Here is a 19243-nt window from a genome sequence, read left to right as displayed (position 1 = left end):
TTCTTTCGTGCCGGGTCTGCCATGCGGTAAACTCATGGCGGCGAATCACGTTGCCGGGAAATTTCCCGCTTTGTCCCCATCCCGCCTGTGGATTGCTGGGGACAACTGAAGATGTGATCCGACTTCGCTCAGCGGACGTCGGCCTGCCATGGAGTGTTGCAACAATATCATTGACTGCAATGGCACAGAAAGCCAAACCCGAGGTGTAAGAACAGGCAAAGGGAGATCGCGCAAACCATGAACGACGCTGTGAGAAAGATCACCCCCGCGCAACCGGCGGAACCGCATTACCGCGAAGCGCCGAACAATATCGAGGCCGAACAGGCGCTGCTCGGCGCCATCCTCGTCAATAACGACGCCTATTACCGCGTATCGGACTTTTTGAAGCCCGTGCACCTCTACGAGCCGCTGCACCGCAAGATTTTCGAGGTGGCAGGCGATATCATCCGCATGGGCAAGACCGCCAATCCGGTGACGATCAAGACCTTCCTGCCGGCCGACGACAAGATCGGCGACCTGACGGTGGCGCAGTATCTCGCGCGTCTGGCGGCAGAAGCCGTGTCGATCATCAACGCGGAAGATTACGGCCGGGCGATCTATGATCTGGCGCTGCGCCGCGCGCTGATCCAGATCGGCGAGGATGTCGTCAACATCGCCTATGACGCGCCGCTCGACATGCCGCCGCAGGCACAGATCGAAGACACCGAACGGCGCCTGTTCGAACTGGCGGAAACCGGCCGTTACGACGGCGGCTTCCAGTCGTTCAACGACGCGGTGGCGCTGGCGATCGACATGGCGGGCGCGGCTTTCGAGCGCGACGGTAACCTCTCCGGCATCTCCACCGGCATCCACTCGCTTGACGCCCGCATGGGTGGCTTGCAGCGTTCCGACCTTATCGTGCTTGCCGGTCGTCCGGGTATGGGCAAGACCTCGCTTGCGACCAACATCGCCTACAATATCGCCGCGTCCTATGAGCAGGAAGTGCAGCCGGACGGCTCGTTCAAGGCGAAAAATGGCGGCGTTGTCGGTTTCTACTCGCTCGAAATGTCCTCCGAACAGCTGGCAACGCGTATCATTTCAGAGCAGACCGAAGTTTCCTCGTCGAAAATCCGTCGCGGTGACATCACCGAGGCCGATTTCGAAAAACTCGTCGCCTGCTCACAGATGATGCAGAAGGTGCCGCTTTACATCGACCAGACCGGTGGTATCTCGATTGCCCAGCTTTCCGCGCGCGCCCGCCGCCTGAAGCGCCAGCGCGGTCTCGATGTTCTGGTGGTCGACTACGTTCAGCTGATGACCGGCTCCGGCAAGAGCGGCGAAAACCGCGTGCAGGAAATCACCCAGATCACCACGGGCCTGAAGGCGTTGGGCAAGGAACTCAATGTTCCGATCATCGCGCTGTCACAGCTCTCCCGTGCGGTGGAAAGCCGCGAAGACAAGCGCCCGCAGCTTTCCGACCTGCGTGAATCAGGTTCCATCGAGCAGGACGCCGACGTGGTGCTGTTCGTGTTCCGCGAGGAATATTACGTCAAGAACATGGAGCCGCGCGATCCTGCCGATCCGAAATATGCAGAGTGGGAAGCGCTGTTCGACAAGGTAAAAGGCACGGCTGACGTCATCATCGCCAAGCAGCGTCACGGACCGACCGGCACCGTGAAGCTTGCCTTCCAATCCGAATTCACCCGCTTTACGGATCTGGCCGATCCGAGCTTCAGCCAATACGAAGAACATTGAGGCGAGGCAGCCTTCTATCAATAACGCCCCGTCCTGTTTCAGGGATGGGGCGGAGTCTTTTCAACGGCTTGGAACTGATCCCTCAGAACCCGATTCATCGATTATCCCCTTAGGCAATGCAATGACCTGATCGCCGGCGCGAATGCTGCTCTGGCGGTGGGTGATGGCAATGATGGTGATATCGCTGTCGACCCGTCTCAGCTGTTCCATGATTTCCCGCTCCGTCTCCTCGTCCAGCGCCGAGCTTGCCTCATCGAGCAGCAGAATGGCCGGTTCGCCGTAGAGCGCGCGAGCAAGGGCAACCCGCTGGCGCTCGCCGCCGGAAAGCTTCAGGCCCCTTTCACCGACAATCGTATCGAAACCCTCCGGCATCGCCTCAATCCTGTCGAGGATGGCGGCCCGCTCGGCGGAGCGGCGCAGTTTTTCCTCATCCAGCGCCCGCCCGAGCACGATATTGCTGCGCAACGTATCGTTCAGCAATTGCACCTCCTGCGGAACGATACCCGCCGCGGCGAACCAGTCGTCCCGGCCGATGGCTGTGAGATCGGCGCCATCGACAGTGATGCGCCCGGATTGCGGCACCATGGTTTTCTGCAAAAGCCGGAAGAGTGTCGATTTGCCGGAGCCGGTCTCGCCGGTAATGAAGGTCAGACGTCCTGGCGTTGCGGTGAAAGAGACGCCTTCAACGCCGCGACCGTTTTCGTAGCGAAAGCCCACCTGACGGAACTCTATCACTCTGCCCGACAGCCGCAACGGGCGTGTATCCGGAGACTCCTCCTGCTCTTCTGGCTCATTCCACATGCGGGCATAGGGCGCGAATTGGGCGAAGGACCGTAGCGCCTCACTGATGGATTGCCCGATCAGTTCGAAAGGCATGTTGAGCTGAAGCAGAAGCGTGTTGAAGAGAACGATATCGCCGATCGAGAGCTCTCCGGCCTCGTAGCGCGGCAGAAGGAGATAAAAGCCTATGATCATCTGCACGCCCAGAGCGAGCGAGATGGTAAAGACAAAACCGATACGGCGCAGGGAATAAAGCCGCCAGTTCCGGTAGATCGAGCCCGCATTCTCCGCAAAGCGACGCTTCATCCACGCCGTGCTGCCCGTGTGCCGCAAAGGCTCGATCATGCCTATGGCGTTTCCAACAAAACCGGCATTCTGCTGTCCGGCTTCGATGGCCTTTTCCAGAAATGGCGAGGTCAGCCGGTTCGAGGCAAGGGTGAGCGCGATGAAGGCCGCACCATAGAGAATGACGATGGCCACCAGATCCGCACTGAGGACCGCCCCCAGCAACAGGGTGCTGAACACAAACGTGGCGAGGCCCGGAACGAAATAGATAAGACCGATCTGCATGATTGCAGATGCGGCCGAAGCGCCCCTTGTCTGTGCGGCCTGAATTTCCGCCGGGTTGTGATCATTGAAGAATGACGCGTTTTTATGGACAATGCGCTCGAAGAAGTGCGTCGTAGCCACATATTCCAGCCGTTCCGAATGGATGACCGACATATATTGCGTGGAGCGCTGAATGGCCGTCGCCAATGCCGTCAGGCCGGCATAAAACGAAAATCCAAGCATCCACTGCCGCGGAGCGTCCGGCAGATCGTCGATCAGGCGGGAAAACACATAAGGACCGGCGGAAGCGAGAAGAGACCCGCACAGGATCGTCAGCAGCAAAAACGTGATCGACGGCCATGAGGACTTCAGGTCTTCGGCATAAATCCTGGAAAGCGGCTCGAATGCAATTTCACGAATGCCCGTCATCTCTCTCTCCCGCCGGCCGCTGCGTGACAAATGCCACAGGCCATTGGATAGCCGCCAGATGCCACCTCCTCAACCCCGTCTCAGGGGCTTCGATCTGGGTTTGATAGGATGCTGAGACGATATTCTAACGGGCCGGCGCTTCCTGCGGCCCTTTGGAGAGAGTCTTTTCAGCCGGTTGAGGGGATCGCTTCACAAACCGATTCCGCGCAGCAGCGCCACGGCCGCCACGCCGACTGTTGCCGCCGGCAGAAGGCTGAGGCGCAGCGCCGCGACAGCGGTGACCGCGCAGGCGATGGTTTCCGCCGGTCCGCTGGCAAGCGCAGTCGGCGTGACGACGGCCATCAGGACGGCGGGCGGCACTACGCCGAGGGCCTTTTTAAGGCGCGCGGTCAGGGTAAACCGACTGACAAGCAACAGGCCGCCGAGGCGTGTTGCGACGGTTGCCGCCATCATGGCGAGAATCGTCAGCAGCGTATTGAGGTCGAGGGTCATGCCGGCTGCTCCGCCTGTTCATCATGGCCGAAGGCGGCGACAGCGAGGCCCGCGAGCGCACCGGCGGCGATATACCAGGCTCCGGGCACCAGCGCATGGGTGAGACAGGCGGCGGAGGCGCTTGCCAGAAGCACCGAGCCCGTTTCCCGGCCCTTCCAGAACCCCATGAGCAGCACGATAAACACCGCGGGAAAGGCGAAATCCAGCCCGATGACCGACATGTCGCCCATGACCGAACCCAGCAAAGCACCGGTGAGGGTGGCCAGGTTCCAGACGATATAGATCGACAATGCAGCGCCGGTGAAGAAACCCGCCGTCAGCCTGCCGGCGATGACACGAAACTCCGACAACGCCCAGGATTCATCCGTCAGCACCAGCATGGCCGCATATTTCCGCCAGCCCCGGAAATCGTCCAGCTTGCCGGCGATGGAAGCGCTCATCAGCACGTGGCGCAGATTGACGAGCAGCGCCGCAAAGCCGAGCGCGCTCCAGCTAGCCGGATGGGTCCATAAGTCCATCGCCACGAATTGCGAGCCGCCGGCGAAGACCAGCAGCGACATCAGCGAGGCTTCGAGCGGCGACAGGCCCTTGCCGATGGCGACCGCGCCAAACACGACGCCGATCGGCACCATGGCCACAAGCAATGGCGCGGCGGCCCGTAATCCCGCGACGAATTCCGTCCTTTTGTCCCATATCGACATCGCTTTCTCCCTTTCAGGAGAGCGATTACGCGTAAGACATCCACCGGTCTTGTACGAAAGTGACGTCACACAGGAATGCGTGTGCCGGCATCACCCCATGCGAAACTGGCCCGGGGTAATGCCGGTGCGCGCCTTGAAATGCCGGGTGAAATGCGCCTGGTCCGCAAAACCGCACATCGCCGCCACCTCGGCCGGCATCTCGCCGGCGCGCAGAAGCCGACGCGCCCTGCGGATGCGCACGTCGGTCAGATAGGCGTGCGGGGTGATGTGGAACTCTTTCCTGAAAGCACGGATAAGGTGCGCGCGGCTGAGACCGGCAATGGAAGCCAGTTCCTCAAGGCCGATATCGGTCTCGTAATTGTCGGAAAGATAGTCGCGGGCGGTGTAAACCGCCGTTTTCTCGCGCGTTTCGACCGGCAGGATAATGGCGCTGCCATGCCTGCCGAAAAGGGCGGCGAGAACCGAGAACATGCCCTCATCCGCCTCGAGGGCACCGGATTTCTCCTCCAGACGCCGGTGCGCCATCTGAAAGGCGGCCGCCATCTGCGGATCGCGCGGCAGAAACTTCGGGAATGACGGCGTACCGTGGAAGGCCCTGCCCGTCACATCCTCGATGATATCGCGCAGCAGTGCGGTGTCGGGATAGATCATCCGGTAACGGTAACCGCCGCCGCCTGGTGCACCATCGTGAATCTCGTCCGGATTGATGAGATAGAGATGCCCTGGCCCTGTCTGTTCGGTGGTGCCCTGAATGGTGGAAATCTGCGAGCCGCTTTCGATGGCGCCTATCGAAAACGTGTCATGGGCGTGGGGCGAATATTCATGGGTGAGAAACGTAGCACTCAGGCATTCCATGCCGCCAAAACGTCCGTCCCGCCAGAAACGTGTGGTTTCCGTCGTGGCGACGGGCATGAAATCGAGGGCCTGTTCCTGCGAAACATTGTGCATGAGCGAAGTTTAGAGCATTCGATCCTTACCGTCTTGAACAAAAGTGCTAGGGTCTGGTCGGTTCCAAAATCAACCGGACGCATGGCATGACAGACGACTTCGAGGATACATTCGCTGAAACCGAAACCGACGCTTTCGAACACGCGCCACTGCGGCTGACCGTCGATCTCGGCGCGCTGGCCGATAATTGGCGGGACATGAGGAGACGCTCCGGCAAGGCGCGGACAGCGGCCGTCGTGAAGGCCGATGCCTATGGCCTCGGCATCGAGGATTGCGGCGCAGCGCTCTACCATGCCGGCGCGCGCGACTTCTTCGTGGCAACGGTTGCCGAGGGTGAGACCCTGCGTTCCTATGCACCTGAAGCACGCATCTTCGTCCTGTCAGGCATCTGGCAGGGCCAGGAACGGCAGGTCTTCGACAATGATCTGGTGCCGGTTCTTGCCTCCGAGGAGCAACTCTCCTTCTGGATGGCGACGGTGGCCGAGCGTGGCGATCACCCCTGCGCACTGCATGTGGACACCGGCTTCAACCGTCTCGGACTGCCGCTCGACGATGCCCTGTTTCTGGCCGACGACGTGACCCGGCCGGCAAGTTTTGACCCGGTTCTGGTGCTGTCCCATCTCGCCTGTGCCGACACGCCCTCCTCGCCGATGAACAGGGCGCAGCTCGAATCATTCCGGATGGTTAGCACTGCTTTCGAAGGTATCGAATCAAGCCTCTCGGCTTCCGCCGGTATCTTTCTCGGCCCGGATTATCATTTCGACCTTACCCGTCCCGGCATAGCGCTCTATGGCGGAGAGGCGGTCAACGACGTTGCAAATCCCATGCGGCCGGTCGCCAAAGCCGAAGCGCGCATCATCCAGATCCGCGATGCGGGCGAAGGCCAGACCGTCAGTTATGGCGGCACCTTTCTGCTGAAACGCGCAAGCCGCCTCGCCATCGCGACTGTCGGTTACGCGGATGGATACCAGCGTTCGCTGTCCGGTTCCGGCATTCCGCTACGCGAATTGGGTCATGGCGGCGCATACGGTGTCGTCAACGGCCACAAGGTGCCGGTTGCTGGCCGCGTCACCATGGACCTCACCATCTTCGACGTGACGGATGTTCCGGCCAATGCCATTCGAACCGGAGACTATGTCGAGCTTTTCGGTCCCAATGTGCCCGTAGACGAGACTGCACGCGCGGCAGGAACGATCGGCTATGAGATGTTGACAGGACTTGGTCTGCGATATGAGCGGCAATATCTGATGGCGGATGACTGAGACGCGCCTTTAGCGCTTGGAAAGCTCACGCGACCTGTGTTAAAAGAGAACAAAAGGAGATCGAAATGCCCGAAATCCATTTGAGCGAGCAGGACGAGAAGTTCATCGAGGAGCAGGTGGCAGCTGGCGTCTATAGCGATGCGGATGCAGTGATTTCTGCTGGACTTCGTTTGCTGGGCAGCGATGAGGGAAAGAAAGCGGCACTCAAGCTGCTGCTGCAGGAAGGAATTGATGATGCTGACGCTGGCCGTGTTCACAGCTATCGGTCGCGAGATGCTTTCCTGAGCGACATCAAGAACCTGTCCGCGCAACAAAAAACGGGGACCGATCATTAATATCCGGACCGTTATCTGGACCACGCGGGCAAGGCAGGACGTCGCTGAAGATCACGTCTATATCGCTGTGGAAAATCCGGCCGCGGCCGACCGTCTCGCGCTTGAAATTTTTGACAAGGTCGAATCGCTAGCGGCGCTCGGCCTGTCCGGCGTCTCACGAAGCAGCTATGGAGCAGGGCTTCGCAGCATTGCCTGTCGGGACCGCGTGATTTTCTTCCGCATCAACGAGAATGAGCTTACGGTCCTGCGCGTCCTCCACGGCCACCAAGACATCTCCGCAGATCATTTCAAACAAGAAGAAAACTGACATAGATGGCCAAAGCCAAGACTCAATTCGTGTGCCAGAACTGCGGCACGGTTCATACCCGATGGGCGGGAAAATGCGAAGGCTGCGGCGAGTGGAATACCATCGTCGAGGAAGACCCGATGGGCGGCATCGGATCCGGCCCGGGCAAGGCTCCCAAGAAGGGCCGACCCGTGACGCTCACCTCACTATCAGGTGAAATCGAAGAAGCCCCCCGCATCCCAACCGGCATCAGCGAACTTGATCGGGCGACCGGCGGCGGTTTCGTGCGCGGTTCCGCCGTTCTGATCGGTGGGGATCCCGGTATCGGCAAATCGACGCTTCTCATGCAGGCGGCTGCCGCCCTTTCGCGGCGCGGCCATCGCATCATCTATGTCTCCGGCGAAGAGGCGGTGGCGCAGGTGCGTCTGCGTGCGCAACGTCTGGGGGCTGCGGAAACCGATGTGCTTCTGGCGGCGGAAACCAATGTCGAGGATATTCTGGCGACGATTTCCGAAGGCAAGCGGCCCGATCTCGTCATCATCGATTCCATCCAGACATTGTGGAGCGATACAGCCGATTCCGCCCCCGGCACGGTGACACAGGTGCGCACCGGCGTGCAGGCGATGATCCGTTTCGCCAAGCAGACAGGCGCGACCATGGTGCTTGTCGGCCATGTCACCAAGGAAGGCCAGATCGCTGGCCCGCGCGTGGTGGAGCACATGGTCGATGCCGTCCTTTATTTCGAAGGTGACCGCGGCCACCATTACCGCATTCTTCGAACCGTCAAGAACCGCTTCGGGCCGACCGATGAAATCGGAGTGTTCGAAATGTCGGATCGCGGCCTCAGGGAAGTGTCCAATCCATCCGAACTGTTTCTGGGAGAACGCAACGAAAAATCGCCGGGCGCTGCGGTTTTTGCCGGCATCGAGGGGACACGCCCCGTGCTCGTTGAAGTGCAGGCGCTGGTTGCGCCAACCTCGCTCGGCACACCGCGCCGCGCGGTGGTCGGCTGGGATTCGTCGCGACTCGCCATGATCCTCGCGGTACTGGAGGCCCATTGCGGCGTGAAGCTCGGTCAGCACGATGTCTATCTCAACGTCGCCGGCGGCTACCGGATTTCCGAGCCGGCCGCCGATATGGCGATTGCTTCTGCGCTGGTTTCCTCGCTTGCCGGTCTTGCCCTGCCCGCCGATTGCGTCTATTTCGGCGAAATCAGCCTGTCGGGCGCGGTGCGCCCGGTCTCGCATACGGGCCAGCGATTGAAAGAAGCTGAAAAACTCGGTTTTTCCGCCGCACTTCTGCCTTCTGCTTCGGCTGAATTGCCGAAAGGCGGCAAGGGGCGCTGGACGGAAATCGAAAGCCTTCCGGACCTCGTGGCCCGCATCGCCGGCTCCGGCAACCGGTTCAAACAGGTTGAGGACGACGAATATTGATCCTTTCGCCAAAGGAAACAGTGGTGTAAGAGGATCGCAAAATTGGCAAGGCAGCGCCTGACAGGGCGTCGCACCTCCGGAGTTGGTATATGCCCATTACAATTTTCGACGGCATCGTCATCGCCGTTGTTCTTTTCTCCGCCATTCTCGCGATGGTCCGCGGTTTTTCCCGCGAAATCCTGTCGATTGCGAGCTGGGCCGGTTCGGTCGCCGCCGCCTATTATCTTTATCCGGTCCTGCTGCCGTATGCGCGCAACTATACCGATGACGACAAGATCGCCATTGCCGGTTCGGCGGGCGTCGTTTTCCTCGTCTCGCTGATCGTGATTTCCTTCATCACCTCGCGTATTGCCGATTTCATCATCGACAGCCGCATCGGCGCACTGGACCGTACGCTCGGATTCCTGTTCGGCGCGGCGCGCGGCATCCTGCTTCTAGTGGTTGCGGTCGCCTTCTGGAACTGGCTGGTAGATGTGAAGACGCAGCCGGAATGGGTGACCCAGGCCAAGTCCAAGCCCTTCCTCGACGGGCTGGTTGGCAAGCTGGAGGCGGTTCTGCCTGACGATATCGAGCCGCAGATCCGCGCTCGCATCCTTGGAAAACCGCAGGAACAGACGACCACGCAGGCGCCTGCCGAAGATGTGCCGGCAACAAATCCGCCGGCAACGAATAATTGACACAGTGTCGCGTCTTGCAATGCATGCAAGGCGCGCTATTTGTGCTAAATATCAAGCACGACACAGACGGACCGACCGGGAGAGATACTCGCCGGCGAGGTCTTTCTTTTTTCTCGGTAGAGAGCAAGGGCAAGCCGCATGATTGAGCCGCTTTCGCATTCCAAGTTTCCTGAGGCCACTTTCAAGGAAGAGATCGACGGCGATACGCTGCATGAAGAATGCGGCGTTTTCGGCATTCTCGGCCATGCCGACGCCTCGGCGCTGACCGCGCTTGGCCTGCATGCCCTGCAGCATCGCGGCCAGGAAGCAGCCGGCATCGTCTCCTTCGATGGCAAGCGCTTCCATCAGGAACGCCATATGGGCCTCGTCGGTGATCATTACACCGATCCGGCAACGCTTGCCCGCCTGCCCGGCTCCATCGCCATCGGCCACACCCGTTATTCCACCACGGGCGAAGTGGCGATGCGCAACGTACAGCCGCTGTTTGCCGAACTGGAAGAAGGCGGTATTTCGATTGCCCATAACGGCAACTTCACCAACGGCCTGACGCTGCGCCGCCAGATCATTGCGACAGGCGCCATCTGTCAGTCGACCTCGGATACCGAAGTCGTGCTGCACCTCATCGCCCGCTCCCGTCATTCCTCCACCGCCGACCGTTTCATCGATGCCATCAGGCAGATGGAAGGCGGTTATTCGATGCTGGCGATGACCCGCACCAAGCTGATTGCCGCGCGTGACCCGATCGGTATCCGCCCGCTGGTCATGGGCGAGCTGGACGGCAAGCCGATCTTCTGCTCGGAGACCTGTGCTCTCGATATCATCGGCGCGAAATTCGTGCGCGACGTTGAAAACGGCGAAGTCATCATCTGCGAGATCCAGCCGGACGGTTCGATCACCATCGACGCGCGCAAGCCCTCGAAACCGCAGCCGGAGCGTCTCTGCCTGTTCGAATATGTCTATTTCGCCCGTCCCGATTCCGTCGTTGGCGGCCGCAACGTCTACACGACGCGCAAGAACATGGGCATGAACCTTGCCAAGGAAGCACCGCTCGAAGCGGATGTGGTGGTGCCCGTTCCCGATGGCGGCACGCCCGCAGCGCTCGGTTTTGCGCAGGAAAGCGGCATTCCCTTCGAATACGGTATCATCCGTAACCATTATGTCGGCCGCACCTTCATCGAGCCGACCCAGCAGATCCGCGCCTTCGGCGTCAAGCTCAAGCATTCCGCCAACCGGGCGATGATCGAAGGCAAGCGCGTGGTGCTGGTGGATGATTCCATCGTGCGCGGCACGACCTCGGTCAAGATCGTGCAGATGATCCGCGAGGCTGGCGCCAAGGAAGTGCATATCCGCGTCGCCAGCCCGATGATCTTCCATCCGGATTTCTATGGCATCGACACGCCTGATGCCGACAAGCTGCTGGCGAACCAGTATGCGGATGTCGAGGCGATGGCGAAATATATCGGCGCCGATTCGCTGGCGTTCCTGTCGATCGACGGGCTTTATCGCGCGGTGGGCGGTGAAAACCGTAATCCGGCGCGGCCGCAGTTCACCGACCATTATTTCACCGGCGATTATCCGACCCGCCTCCTCGACAAGAACGGCGAGGCGATGGGCAGCAAGATTTCCATGCTGGCCAGCAACGGCTGATAATCCCGACAGAACAAGCGGCCACCGGTCTCCGGTGGCCTCTTTTTTCTTGCCTTTTATCAGCCCGCGAGCTGCGGCAATTTAATTGCTTGCAGCAGGCGGCTGCGGCTTCGTACAAGGAAGCGCAATCATTTCGGGGGAGACCATGACTATCGATCTCAAGGGCCGCATCGCTCTCGTCACCGGCGCGTCGCGCGGCATCGGCTATTTCACCGCGCTGGAACTCGCCAGGGCCGGCGCGCATGTCATCGCCTGCGCCCGCACGGTGGGCGGCCTTGAGGAACTGGACGACGCCATTAAGGCCGTCGGCGGCACCGCGACGCTGGTTCCCTTCGATCTCTCCGACATGAAAGCCATCGATGCGCTGGGCGCCAATATCTACGAGCGCTGGGGCAAGCTGGATATTCTGGTCGCCAATGCCGGTGTTCTCGGCGTGATCTCACCGGTTGGCCATATCGAGGCAAAGGTTTTCGAAAGGGTCATGACCATCAACGTCACCGCCACCTGGCGGCTGATCCGCTCGGTCGAGCCGCTGCTTCTCAAATCTGACGCCGGTCGGGCATTGATCCTGTCCTCGGGTGCCGCTCATAGCTGTCGTCCCTTCTGGGGCGTCTACTCCACCTCCAAGGCAGCTGTGGAAGCACTTGCCCGCACCTGGGCGGCGGAGACGCAGAAGAGCGCGCTTCGCGTCAACAGCATCAATCCCGGCGCCACGCGCACGGCGATGCGCGCGCAGGCCATGCCCGGCGAAGATCCCGCCACCGTGCCGCATCCGTCAGAGGTGGCCGCAGCCATCCTGCCGCTTGCTTCGCCCGATCTCAAAGAGACCGGCAAGCTCTTCCTGGTCCGGGAAAACCGGTTCGTGGATTACCGTCCGCCGGAGTGATGCCGGTCGGCGGGTCAGCCAACGTCACGAGAGAAACGCTTGACCGCGCATGACCGCCGCGCCATAACGCAAGTCATGAAAACGACGATCTGCACCTGCTGCTGAAATAATTTTGCTGGTTCGCCACCGGCCGGCTCGTTTTCGTCTCCCGCAAGGTCTTACAGACAAACGGCCCGGTCAGGACAACTGACTGCCTTTAGGGAATTGCCGCATGTCCTTGCGCCTGAAACTTCACAACACGCTGACCCGCGAAAAGGCGGAATTTGCGCCCATCGATCCTGAAAACGTGCGCATGTATGTCTGCGGCCCGACGGTCTATGATTTCGCCCATATCGGCAACGCGCGACCCGTCATCGTGTTCGATGTTCTCTTCCGGCTGCTGCGCCATGTCTATGGCGAAAATCACGTCACCTACGCCCGCAACATCACTGACGTTGATGACAAGATCAATGCGCGGGCGCTGCGGGACTATCCGCATCTGCCGCTCAACGATGCCATCCACGCCGTGACGGAAAAGACGGCTGACCAGTTCCATGCGGACGTCGCGGCGCTGGGCTGCCTTCAGCCAAGTGTCGAACCGCGCGCGACCGACAATATCGCACAGATGATCGACATCATCGAGAAACTGATCGCACGCGGCCACGCCTATACGGCCGGTGGCGAGGTCTTGTTCGACACTCGCTCCATGGCGGATTACGGGCAGCTTTCGAAGCGTCCGCTGGACGAGCAGCAGGCGGGCGCGCGCGTGGCGGTGGATGCCCACAAGAAGAACCCCGGCGATTTCGTGCTGTGGAAGCTTTCCTCCCACAACGAGCCCGGCTGGGAAAGCCCTTGGGGCCGCGGCCGTCCCGGCTGGCATATCGAATGCTCCGCTATGTCCGGCCGCTACCTCGGTGACGTTTTCGACATTCACGGCGGCGGGCTCGACCTCATCTTCCCACATCACGAGAACGAAATCGCCCAGTCCCGTTGCGCGCACGGCACGCATGTCATGGCGAACGTGTGGATGCATAACGGCTTTGTGCAGGTGGAAGGCCGCAAGATGTCGAAGTCCGAGGGCAACTTCGTGACGATCTATGAATTGCTGCACACGGAGAAATTCGGCGGCCGGAAATGGCCGGGCGAGGTTCTGCGTCTTGCGATGCTGATGACGCATTATAGAGAGCCGATCGATTTTTCGGTAAAGCGTCTGGAAGAGGCCGAACGCCTGCTCGCCAAATGGCCGGCGGCGGAAGCCTCCGATGCCGCGCCGGATGAAACCGTGCTCGAGGCGCTTGCCGACGATCTCAACACCGTTGCGGCCGTGCAGGCGCTGCACGCATTGGCGCACGCGGCCAATGTAGACCCTTACGAGCTGCCCGCCTTCGCGGCGAGTGCTGCCCTCTTGGGCGTGCTGCCGAAGAAAACTGAAATGGACGAGGCCATCGTTTCGGCCGTCAACGCTCTGGTGGAATTGCGTCTGGAGATGCTGAAGGCGAAGAACTTTGCAGAGGCCGATCGGTTGCGCGATGAGCTTTCGGAGAAGGGCATTCAGTTGAAGGATGGCAAGGACAAGGAGACCGGGGAGCGGACGACGACCTGGGAGTTGAAGCGGTAGGGCTTGCGTCCAGCGCTTGAGGCTGCGGCTTGCGGTTTACCCCCCTCTGCCCTGCCGGGCATCTCCCCCACAGGTGGGGAGATCGACTCGTTGTTAGGCCCCGCATTTCTCTTCGGTCGAAATGGAGCGACGCAGGCGCGTCATGCCGATCTCCCTCCTTGTGGGGGAGATGCCCGGCAGGGCAGAGGGGGGTATCCTCGCCCACCACAATACGCTTGCGATTTTAAGTTCCCTCAACCAATCTAAGGCGAGGCACTAAACGGCGAGCCAGATCATGCCGCATGCAGATGTAGACCCAATGCATCGCAAATACGCGAAGCAAATGCGGAAAGTAATGACGGATGCCGAGCTGAAACTCTGGAACGCAATTCGCGCCCATCGCCTTGAAGGCTTGAGTTTCCGTAGACAAATGCCGATTGCCGGTTTTATCGTCGATTTCGCCTGTTCCGATCATCGACTTATTATCGAGATCGATGGCTCTCAACATACATCCGAGGCAGCTTTACACTACGATCATGAAAGAACCGTGCGGCTTGAAAAAGACGGCTGGACCATCCTCCGCTTCTGGAACCACGAGGTCCTCACAGACTTAGATAATGTCTGTCTCCACATTATCAGAACGATCCGGGAGGACCGAAGATGACGACATATACCGGCGGATGCCAATGCGGCGCGGTCCGTTTTCGCGCCACTGGCGACCTGAAAGACAGTTCCATCTGCCATTGCCGCATGTGCCAGAAGGCTTTCGGGGCTTATTACGCGCCACTGGTTTCAGTTCGCAATGTGGAGTTCACATGGACGCGCGGCGAGCCGAAACGCTTCCAGTCCTCCAGCGTCGTGAAGCGCGGCTTTTGCCCCGAATGCGGCACGCCGCTAACCTATGAGGCTCCGGATGGCATTGCGGTGGCGGCCGGCGCCTTCGACGATCCCGCCGCGCTGCCGCCAACCATCCAGTGGGGCGTGGAACGGAAGATCGGTTTTGTCGACAACCTCCACACCCTGCCCGCCGTTGCGACCGAGGACGACCTGACGCAGGTGGACTACCTTGCCAATCTCGTTTCCTATCAGCACCCCGACCACGACACCGAAAACTGGCCACCGGAGAACAGACAATGAGCGAAACGGGTTTTTCCGGCGGCTGCCAGTGCGGCGCCGTACGGTTCCATGCGGGCAAGCTCGGCAGGGCCTCCATCTGCCACTGCCGCATGTGCCAGAAACATTTCGGCAATTTCTTTGGCGCACTTGTGACTGCCGATCAGGCACATCTGACCTGGACACGCGGCCAGCCTGCCCTCTTCCGCTCGTCGCAGAAAATCCATCGCGGTTTCTGCAACAAGTGCGGCACACCGCTGACCTATCATTATCCCGGCGGCGTGGAGATCGCGATCGGCGCTTTCGACCATCCCGAGAAGATAGAGCCGCAGGTGCAGGTGAACATCCACAAGCGTATGCCGTGGATCGAGCAACTCTTCGCCAAACCGGCAGTCGAACAGGGCGTCGATGAGGCCGAGATCACCTCCTACCAACACCCGGATCATGACACGGCCGAATGGCCGCCTGAGGAACGATAAAACATGACTGAAGAACTGCGCGGCTTTTATCCAGAGATCGAACCCTTCGAGACCGGCATGCTCGACGTGGGTGACGGCCACACGATCTATTGGGAGCGGGTGGGCACACGCGGCGCTAAGCCGGCGGTCTTCCTGCACGGGGGCCCAGGCGGCGGAGTGAATCCCACCCATCGCCGGGTATTCGATCCCGATCTTTACGATGTCATCCTGTTCGATCAGCGCGGCTGCGGTCGCTCCACGCCACACGCGGAACTCGAAGCCAACACCACATGGCATCTGGTTGCCGATATTGAACGGCTGCGTGAACTCTGCGGCTTTGAGAAATGGCTGGTGTTCGGCGGCTCCTGGGGTTCGACGCTGGCGCTCGCCTATGCCGAAACCCATCCGGACCGCGTCAGCGAACTGGTCCTGCGCGGTATCTACACCGTCACCCGGCCGGAACTCGACTGGTACTACCAGTTCGGCGTCTCTGAAATCTATCCGGATCAATGGGAAAAATTCATCGCACCCATTCCCGAATCCGAACGCGGCGAGATGATGCAGGCCTATAATCGCTATCTCACAGGCACTGACGAAACGAAGAAGCTGGAATGCGCGAAAGCATGGAGCCAATGGGAGGGCGCGACCATTGCACTCGTCACCGATCCCGACCGCGTCGAGGATTTCGGTGAAGACAAATACGCGATTGCCTTCGCCCGCATCGAAAACCACTTCTTCGTTAATGGCGGCTGGCTTGAGGAAGGACAATTGCTGCGCGATGCCGGCAAGCTCAGGAATATTCCCGGTGTCATCGTGCATGGACGTTACGACATGCCCTGCCCGCTGAAATATGCCTGGCAGCTGGCCAAGGCCTGGCCGGACGCGGATTTCCACATTATCGAGGCCGCGGGACATGCGATGAGCGAGCCCGGCATTCTCGACCAGCTGATCCGCGCCAACGACCGTTTTGTCGGGAAATAGTATTTATTTCAGCACGTTGTGGCGGCAGGATAAGATGATGATTCACGCAGGGGTTTCCTGCGGGAATCATTTACCCGGCGCTGATCAGCACGTTTGAAGGCAAAGCGCCTTTTATTCATGCAGTTTTTCTCATGATCCCTTCACGGAAATGAATTGGCCGCCATTGTGCCGATCCGTTATAAAACGCCATCCGAACAATTGGCGGTACTCCCATGGCACTCGACAAAACGCTTCCAGCCCAAGAGGGCGGCGACAGCGCGCGCGGTTTTGCTTTCGCGCTTTCCGCATATCTTTTGTGGGGTTTCCTGCCCTTCTACATGAAAGCGGTTGCACATATTTCACCGATCGAGGTCATCGTGCATCGCGTCGTCTGGTCGGTGCCGATCGCAGCGGTGGTGCTGATCGTGCTCGGGCGTACGGCTGAAATCCGTACGGCGCTGAGAAGTCCGAAGATGCTTGCGATGGCGAGTCTTACGGCTGCGCTCATCAGCATCAACTGGGGCGTCTACATCTGGTCGATCGGCGCGGGCCGCGCACTTGATGCCGCGCTCGGCTATTTCATCAATCCGCTGTTCAGCATCTTCCTCGGTGCCGTACTGCTGAAGGAAAAACTCTATCCGGCGCAGATCGCCGCCATCAGCCTCGTGGCGGTTGCGGTGGCCATCCTCACCTGGCATGCGGGCAGCCTGCCATGGGTTTCCATCGCGCTCACCGTTTCCTGGGGCTTTTACGCCTTTTTCCGCAAAACCCTGCCCATAGGCGCGACGCAGGGCTTCCTGCTGGAAGTCATGCTGCTGTCTATTCCCGCCGTGCTGGTCATGATCTGGCTTGCGTTCAGCGGACAGGCGCATTTCATGGGCGGCAATTCCGCCGATACCTGGCTTCTGGCGGCAAGCGGTCTCATCACCGCCGTTCCCCTCATTCTCTATGGCAATGGTGCGAAACTGCTGAAGCTCTCCACCATCGGCATCATGCAATATATCGCGCCGACGATGATCTTCCTGATAGCCATTTTCGTCTTCAAGGAACCGTTCGACATGGTGCGTCTGGCGGCTTTCGCAATGATCTGGGTGGCGCTTGCGATCTACACCGGCTCAAGCCTGCTGCGGCTCAAGCGATGACCAAACCCTTTCTCACTCCTGCTCCCTGAAACGGGAGTGAGGTAACCAGGCGTCAGTAATCCACCAGCAATTGCGGGTTTCCCTCATAGCCGAAGCGCGGCTTGACACCGAGGAGGCCCGCCGTCTGGGCGATGATCTCGCGCGTCATGGGGGCCGCTGTCGAGGCTGCCGTGCGGCCGCCGTTCACGCCGGTCCTCGGCGCATCGATCATGGTCAGCACGACATATTTCGGCTTGTGCATGGGAAAACCGGCCACGAAGGCGTTGAAATTGATGTCCTTGGCGTAACGGCCATTGATCACCTTGTCTGCCGTCCCCGTCTTGCCGCCGACATGAAACCCCTCCACCTGTGCGCCACGGCCGGAACCCTTGATGCCGTTCCAGTTGAACAGGTAACGCATGTCGGCGCTCGTCCTGTCGTTGATGACGCTGCGCGCGAGCGATGCCGCAGCCTCTTTCGAACGCGGCAGGAAGGTCGGAGAGATCAGGCTTCCGCCATTGATAAGGGCTGCAGCGGCCACCGCCGTCTGCAACGGAGTGGTAGCAACGCCATGGCCGAAGGAGATGGTGACGGAATTGATCTTCTTCCAGTTTCTCGGCTGGGTCGGCGTGGCAACGCCGGGCATTTCCGTGTCCATTCTGGTCAGCAGACCAAGCTTCGTCAGGAATTGTTGATGGCCCTCAACACCGACCCTGTCAGCCACCGCCGCCGTGCCGATATTCGATGAAAATTGAAACACTTCCGGAATGGAGAGCGGCCGGTTTCTTCCCTTGAAATCCCTGATGGTGAAGCCGCCCATGCGGATCGGCCGCGACGCATCCACCACCGAATTGAGCGTAATCGCCCCGGCATCCAGACCCATGGCGAGCGTGAAGCTCTTGAATGTGGAGCCCATCTCGAAGGTGGCGTTGCTCATCCTGTTGAACCAGCCTTTTTCATACTCCTTGTCGACGCTGCCATCAGCGAGGGTGCGGGAAGGTTCGTTCGGATCGTAATCCGGGACGGAAGCCATGGCCAGCACTTCGCCCGTCTCCACATCCAGGATCACCGAGCCGGCGGCTTCGGCCTGATAGGCACTTTTCGCCTTCACGACCACGTCGCGAACGATGTTCTGTACCCTGAGATCGATGGACAGCCGCACCGGTTCCAGTGGCGTGCCGCTGGCAAGACCCACAGCGCGCAGATCGGCCAGCCCCTGCTGGTCCAGGTAACGCTCCATGCCGGCGAGACCCTGATTGTCGACATTGACGTGGCCGATAATATGCGAAGCGGTTGGGCCGCCCGGATAAAACCGCCGTTTTTCCGGACGGAAACCGATACCCGGTATGCCGAGATTGAGAATATCCGCCTGCTGCCGCGGTGTCAGCTGGCGTCGCAACCACTGGAAGCCTGTATCCGAACGCAATCTACGATGCGTCTCGCGCCAGTCCAGATTGGGAATAACGGTCGCGAGTTTTTCCACCACCTCGTCCGGATCGACGATCCTGCGCGGATCCGCATAAAGCGATACCATGTTGAGATCGGTCGCCAGAAGCGTGCCGTTGCGGTCGACGATGTCAGGCCGTGAGGCGATGGCGTTGACGCCGGAATTGATCCATGCGGTGGAAACGGGTTCGGCGAGCCCATATTGAACGAGGCGCGCAGCGGCAACGCCATAGATCGCAATGAAGACGGCGATGACGATTGCAAGCCGCGTCTTTGCCTCCGCCCGGCGGCGGGCGACCGAACCGAAGACGACCTCCCTGCCCCGCAGCGGGTTTCTCTTGATAATGAAATGCGTCCGGCTCTTCAGCCGCATCACGAAAGCAATCATTGCCGATGACACCCACCCGAGG

Annotated in this window: 19 protein-coding genes; 14 read left to right on the top strand and 5 right to left on the bottom strand. The window is 60.1% G+C overall.

Annotated elements, in window-relative coordinates; translation table 11 throughout:
- Nucleotides 1-237: 237 nt before the first annotated feature.
- Nucleotides 238-1734, top strand: a complete 1497-nt coding sequence (locus ACZ47E_RS03575) for a replicative DNA helicase (protein WP_004441029.1) — start codon at nucleotides 238-240, stop codon at nucleotides 1732-1734.
- A 60-nt stretch (nucleotides 1735-1794) separates the two neighbouring features.
- On the opposite strand, the gene ACZ47E_RS03570 is transcribed toward ACZ47E_RS03575, so the two are convergent.
- The 4 genes from ACZ47E_RS03570 to ACZ47E_RS03555 all read right to left on the bottom strand — a co-directional run bounded on the left by ACZ47E_RS03570 (nucleotide 1795) and on the right by ACZ47E_RS03555 (nucleotide 5633).
- A complete protein-coding gene (locus ACZ47E_RS03570) occupies nucleotides 1795-3492 on the bottom strand; it encodes an ABC transporter ATP-binding protein (protein WP_278067340.1) in 1698 nt (565 codons plus the stop codon).
- Between the two features lie 189 nt (nucleotides 3493-3681).
- Entirely contained in the window at nucleotides 3682-3984 is a 303-nt protein-coding gene (locus tag ACZ47E_RS03565) for an AzlD family protein (RefSeq protein WP_004441027.1), read from the bottom strand.
- Entirely contained in the window at nucleotides 3981-4685 is a 705-nt protein-coding gene (locus ACZ47E_RS03560) for an AzlC family ABC transporter permease (RefSeq protein WP_278067339.1), read from the bottom strand. Before ACZ47E_RS03560 ends, ACZ47E_RS03565 begins: the two co-directional genes overlap by 4 nt.
- A gap of 90 nt (nucleotides 4686-4775) precedes the next feature.
- Nucleotides 4776-5633, bottom strand: coding sequence for an AraC family transcriptional regulator (locus ACZ47E_RS03555; RefSeq protein WP_042936814.1), 858 nt, complete (start codon nucleotides 5631-5633; stop codon nucleotides 4776-4778).
- 86 nt (nucleotides 5634-5719) lie between these two features.
- On the opposite strand from ACZ47E_RS03555, the gene alr reads away from it, so the two are divergent.
- The 13 genes from alr (at nucleotide 5720) to rarD (ending at nucleotide 17408) form a co-directional block, all read left to right on the top strand.
- Nucleotides 5720-6895 carry an alanine racemase gene (alr, locus tag ACZ47E_RS03550; protein ID WP_278067338.1) on the top strand — a complete coding sequence of 392 codons (1176 nt, stop codon included), beginning with the start codon at nucleotides 5720-5722 and terminating at the stop codon, nucleotides 6893-6895.
- A 65-nt stretch (nucleotides 6896-6960) separates the two neighbouring features.
- Nucleotides 6961-7230 (top strand): type II toxin-antitoxin system ParD family antitoxin, encoded by a 270-nt coding sequence (locus ACZ47E_RS03545; RefSeq protein ID WP_006700150.1) that lies wholly within the window; start codon nucleotides 6961-6963, stop codon nucleotides 7228-7230.
- A gap of 67 nt (nucleotides 7231-7297) precedes the next feature.
- Complete coding sequence (locus tag ACZ47E_RS03540; RefSeq protein WP_244405077.1) at nucleotides 7298-7537, top strand: type II toxin-antitoxin system RelE/ParE family toxin; 240 nt, start codon at nucleotides 7298-7300, stop codon at nucleotides 7535-7537.
- Between the two features lie 5 nt (nucleotides 7538-7542).
- Nucleotides 7543-8949, top strand: a complete 1407-nt coding sequence (radA, locus tag ACZ47E_RS03535; RefSeq protein ID WP_004441018.1) for a DNA repair protein RadA — start codon at nucleotides 7543-7545, stop codon at nucleotides 8947-8949.
- An 89-nt stretch (nucleotides 8950-9038) separates the two neighbouring features.
- The gene (locus ACZ47E_RS03530) at nucleotides 9039-9626 is read left to right on the top strand and encodes a CvpA family protein (protein WP_004441017.1); all 588 of its coding nucleotides are present in this window, start codon (nucleotides 9039-9041) and stop codon (nucleotides 9624-9626) included.
- A gap of 138 nt (nucleotides 9627-9764) precedes the next feature.
- Complete coding sequence (gene purF, locus ACZ47E_RS03525) at nucleotides 9765-11273, top strand: amidophosphoribosyltransferase (RefSeq protein ID WP_006700146.1); 1509 nt, start codon at nucleotides 9765-9767, stop codon at nucleotides 11271-11273.
- 145 nt (nucleotides 11274-11418) lie between these two features.
- A complete protein-coding gene (locus ACZ47E_RS03520) occupies nucleotides 11419-12159 on the top strand; it encodes an SDR family NAD(P)-dependent oxidoreductase (protein WP_006700145.1) in 741 nt (246 codons plus the stop codon).
- A gap of 211 nt (nucleotides 12160-12370) precedes the next feature.
- Nucleotides 12371-13756, top strand: coding sequence for a cysteine--tRNA ligase (gene cysS, locus ACZ47E_RS03515; RefSeq protein ID WP_278067337.1), 1386 nt, complete (start codon nucleotides 12371-12373; stop codon nucleotides 13754-13756).
- 274 nt (nucleotides 13757-14030) lie between these two features.
- Nucleotides 14031-14399: an endonuclease domain-containing protein gene (locus ACZ47E_RS03510; protein WP_060942534.1), complete on the top strand. Its 369-nt coding sequence runs from the start codon at nucleotides 14031-14033 to the stop codon at nucleotides 14397-14399.
- A complete protein-coding gene (locus ACZ47E_RS03505; protein ID WP_004441007.1) occupies nucleotides 14396-14872 on the top strand; it encodes a GFA family protein in 477 nt (158 codons plus the stop codon). Before ACZ47E_RS03510 ends, ACZ47E_RS03505 begins: the two co-directional genes overlap by 4 nt.
- On the top strand, nucleotides 14869-15327 hold the full coding sequence (locus tag ACZ47E_RS03500) for a GFA family protein (protein ID WP_004441005.1): 459 nt from the start codon (nucleotides 14869-14871) through the stop codon (nucleotides 15325-15327). The genes ACZ47E_RS03505 and ACZ47E_RS03500 overlap by 4 nt, the downstream gene beginning before the upstream one ends.
- Before the next feature lie 3 nt (nucleotides 15328-15330).
- Nucleotides 15331-16287: a prolyl aminopeptidase gene (gene pip / locus ACZ47E_RS03495; RefSeq protein ID WP_112766976.1), complete on the top strand. Its 957-nt coding sequence runs from the start codon at nucleotides 15331-15333 to the stop codon at nucleotides 16285-16287.
- Nucleotides 16288-16499: 212 nt separating this feature from the next.
- Nucleotides 16500-17408: an EamA family transporter RarD gene (gene rarD / locus ACZ47E_RS03490; RefSeq protein ID WP_034495824.1), complete on the top strand. Its 909-nt coding sequence runs from the start codon at nucleotides 16500-16502 to the stop codon at nucleotides 17406-17408.
- Nucleotides 17409-17460: 52 nt separating this feature from the next.
- Here the strand turns inward: rarD and ACZ47E_RS03485 are convergent, their stop codons facing one another.
- Nucleotides 17461-19221, bottom strand: coding sequence for a peptidoglycan D,D-transpeptidase FtsI family protein (locus tag ACZ47E_RS03485; protein ID WP_004441000.1), 1761 nt, complete (start codon nucleotides 19219-19221; stop codon nucleotides 17461-17463).
- Between the last annotated feature and the right edge of the window lie 22 nt (nucleotides 19222-19243).

The organism is Agrobacterium sp. 5Ca39, from assembly GCF_055382365.1.
Note: the sequence above shows the minus strand (reverse complement) of the source record. Positions and strands in the feature narration are given on the sequence as shown.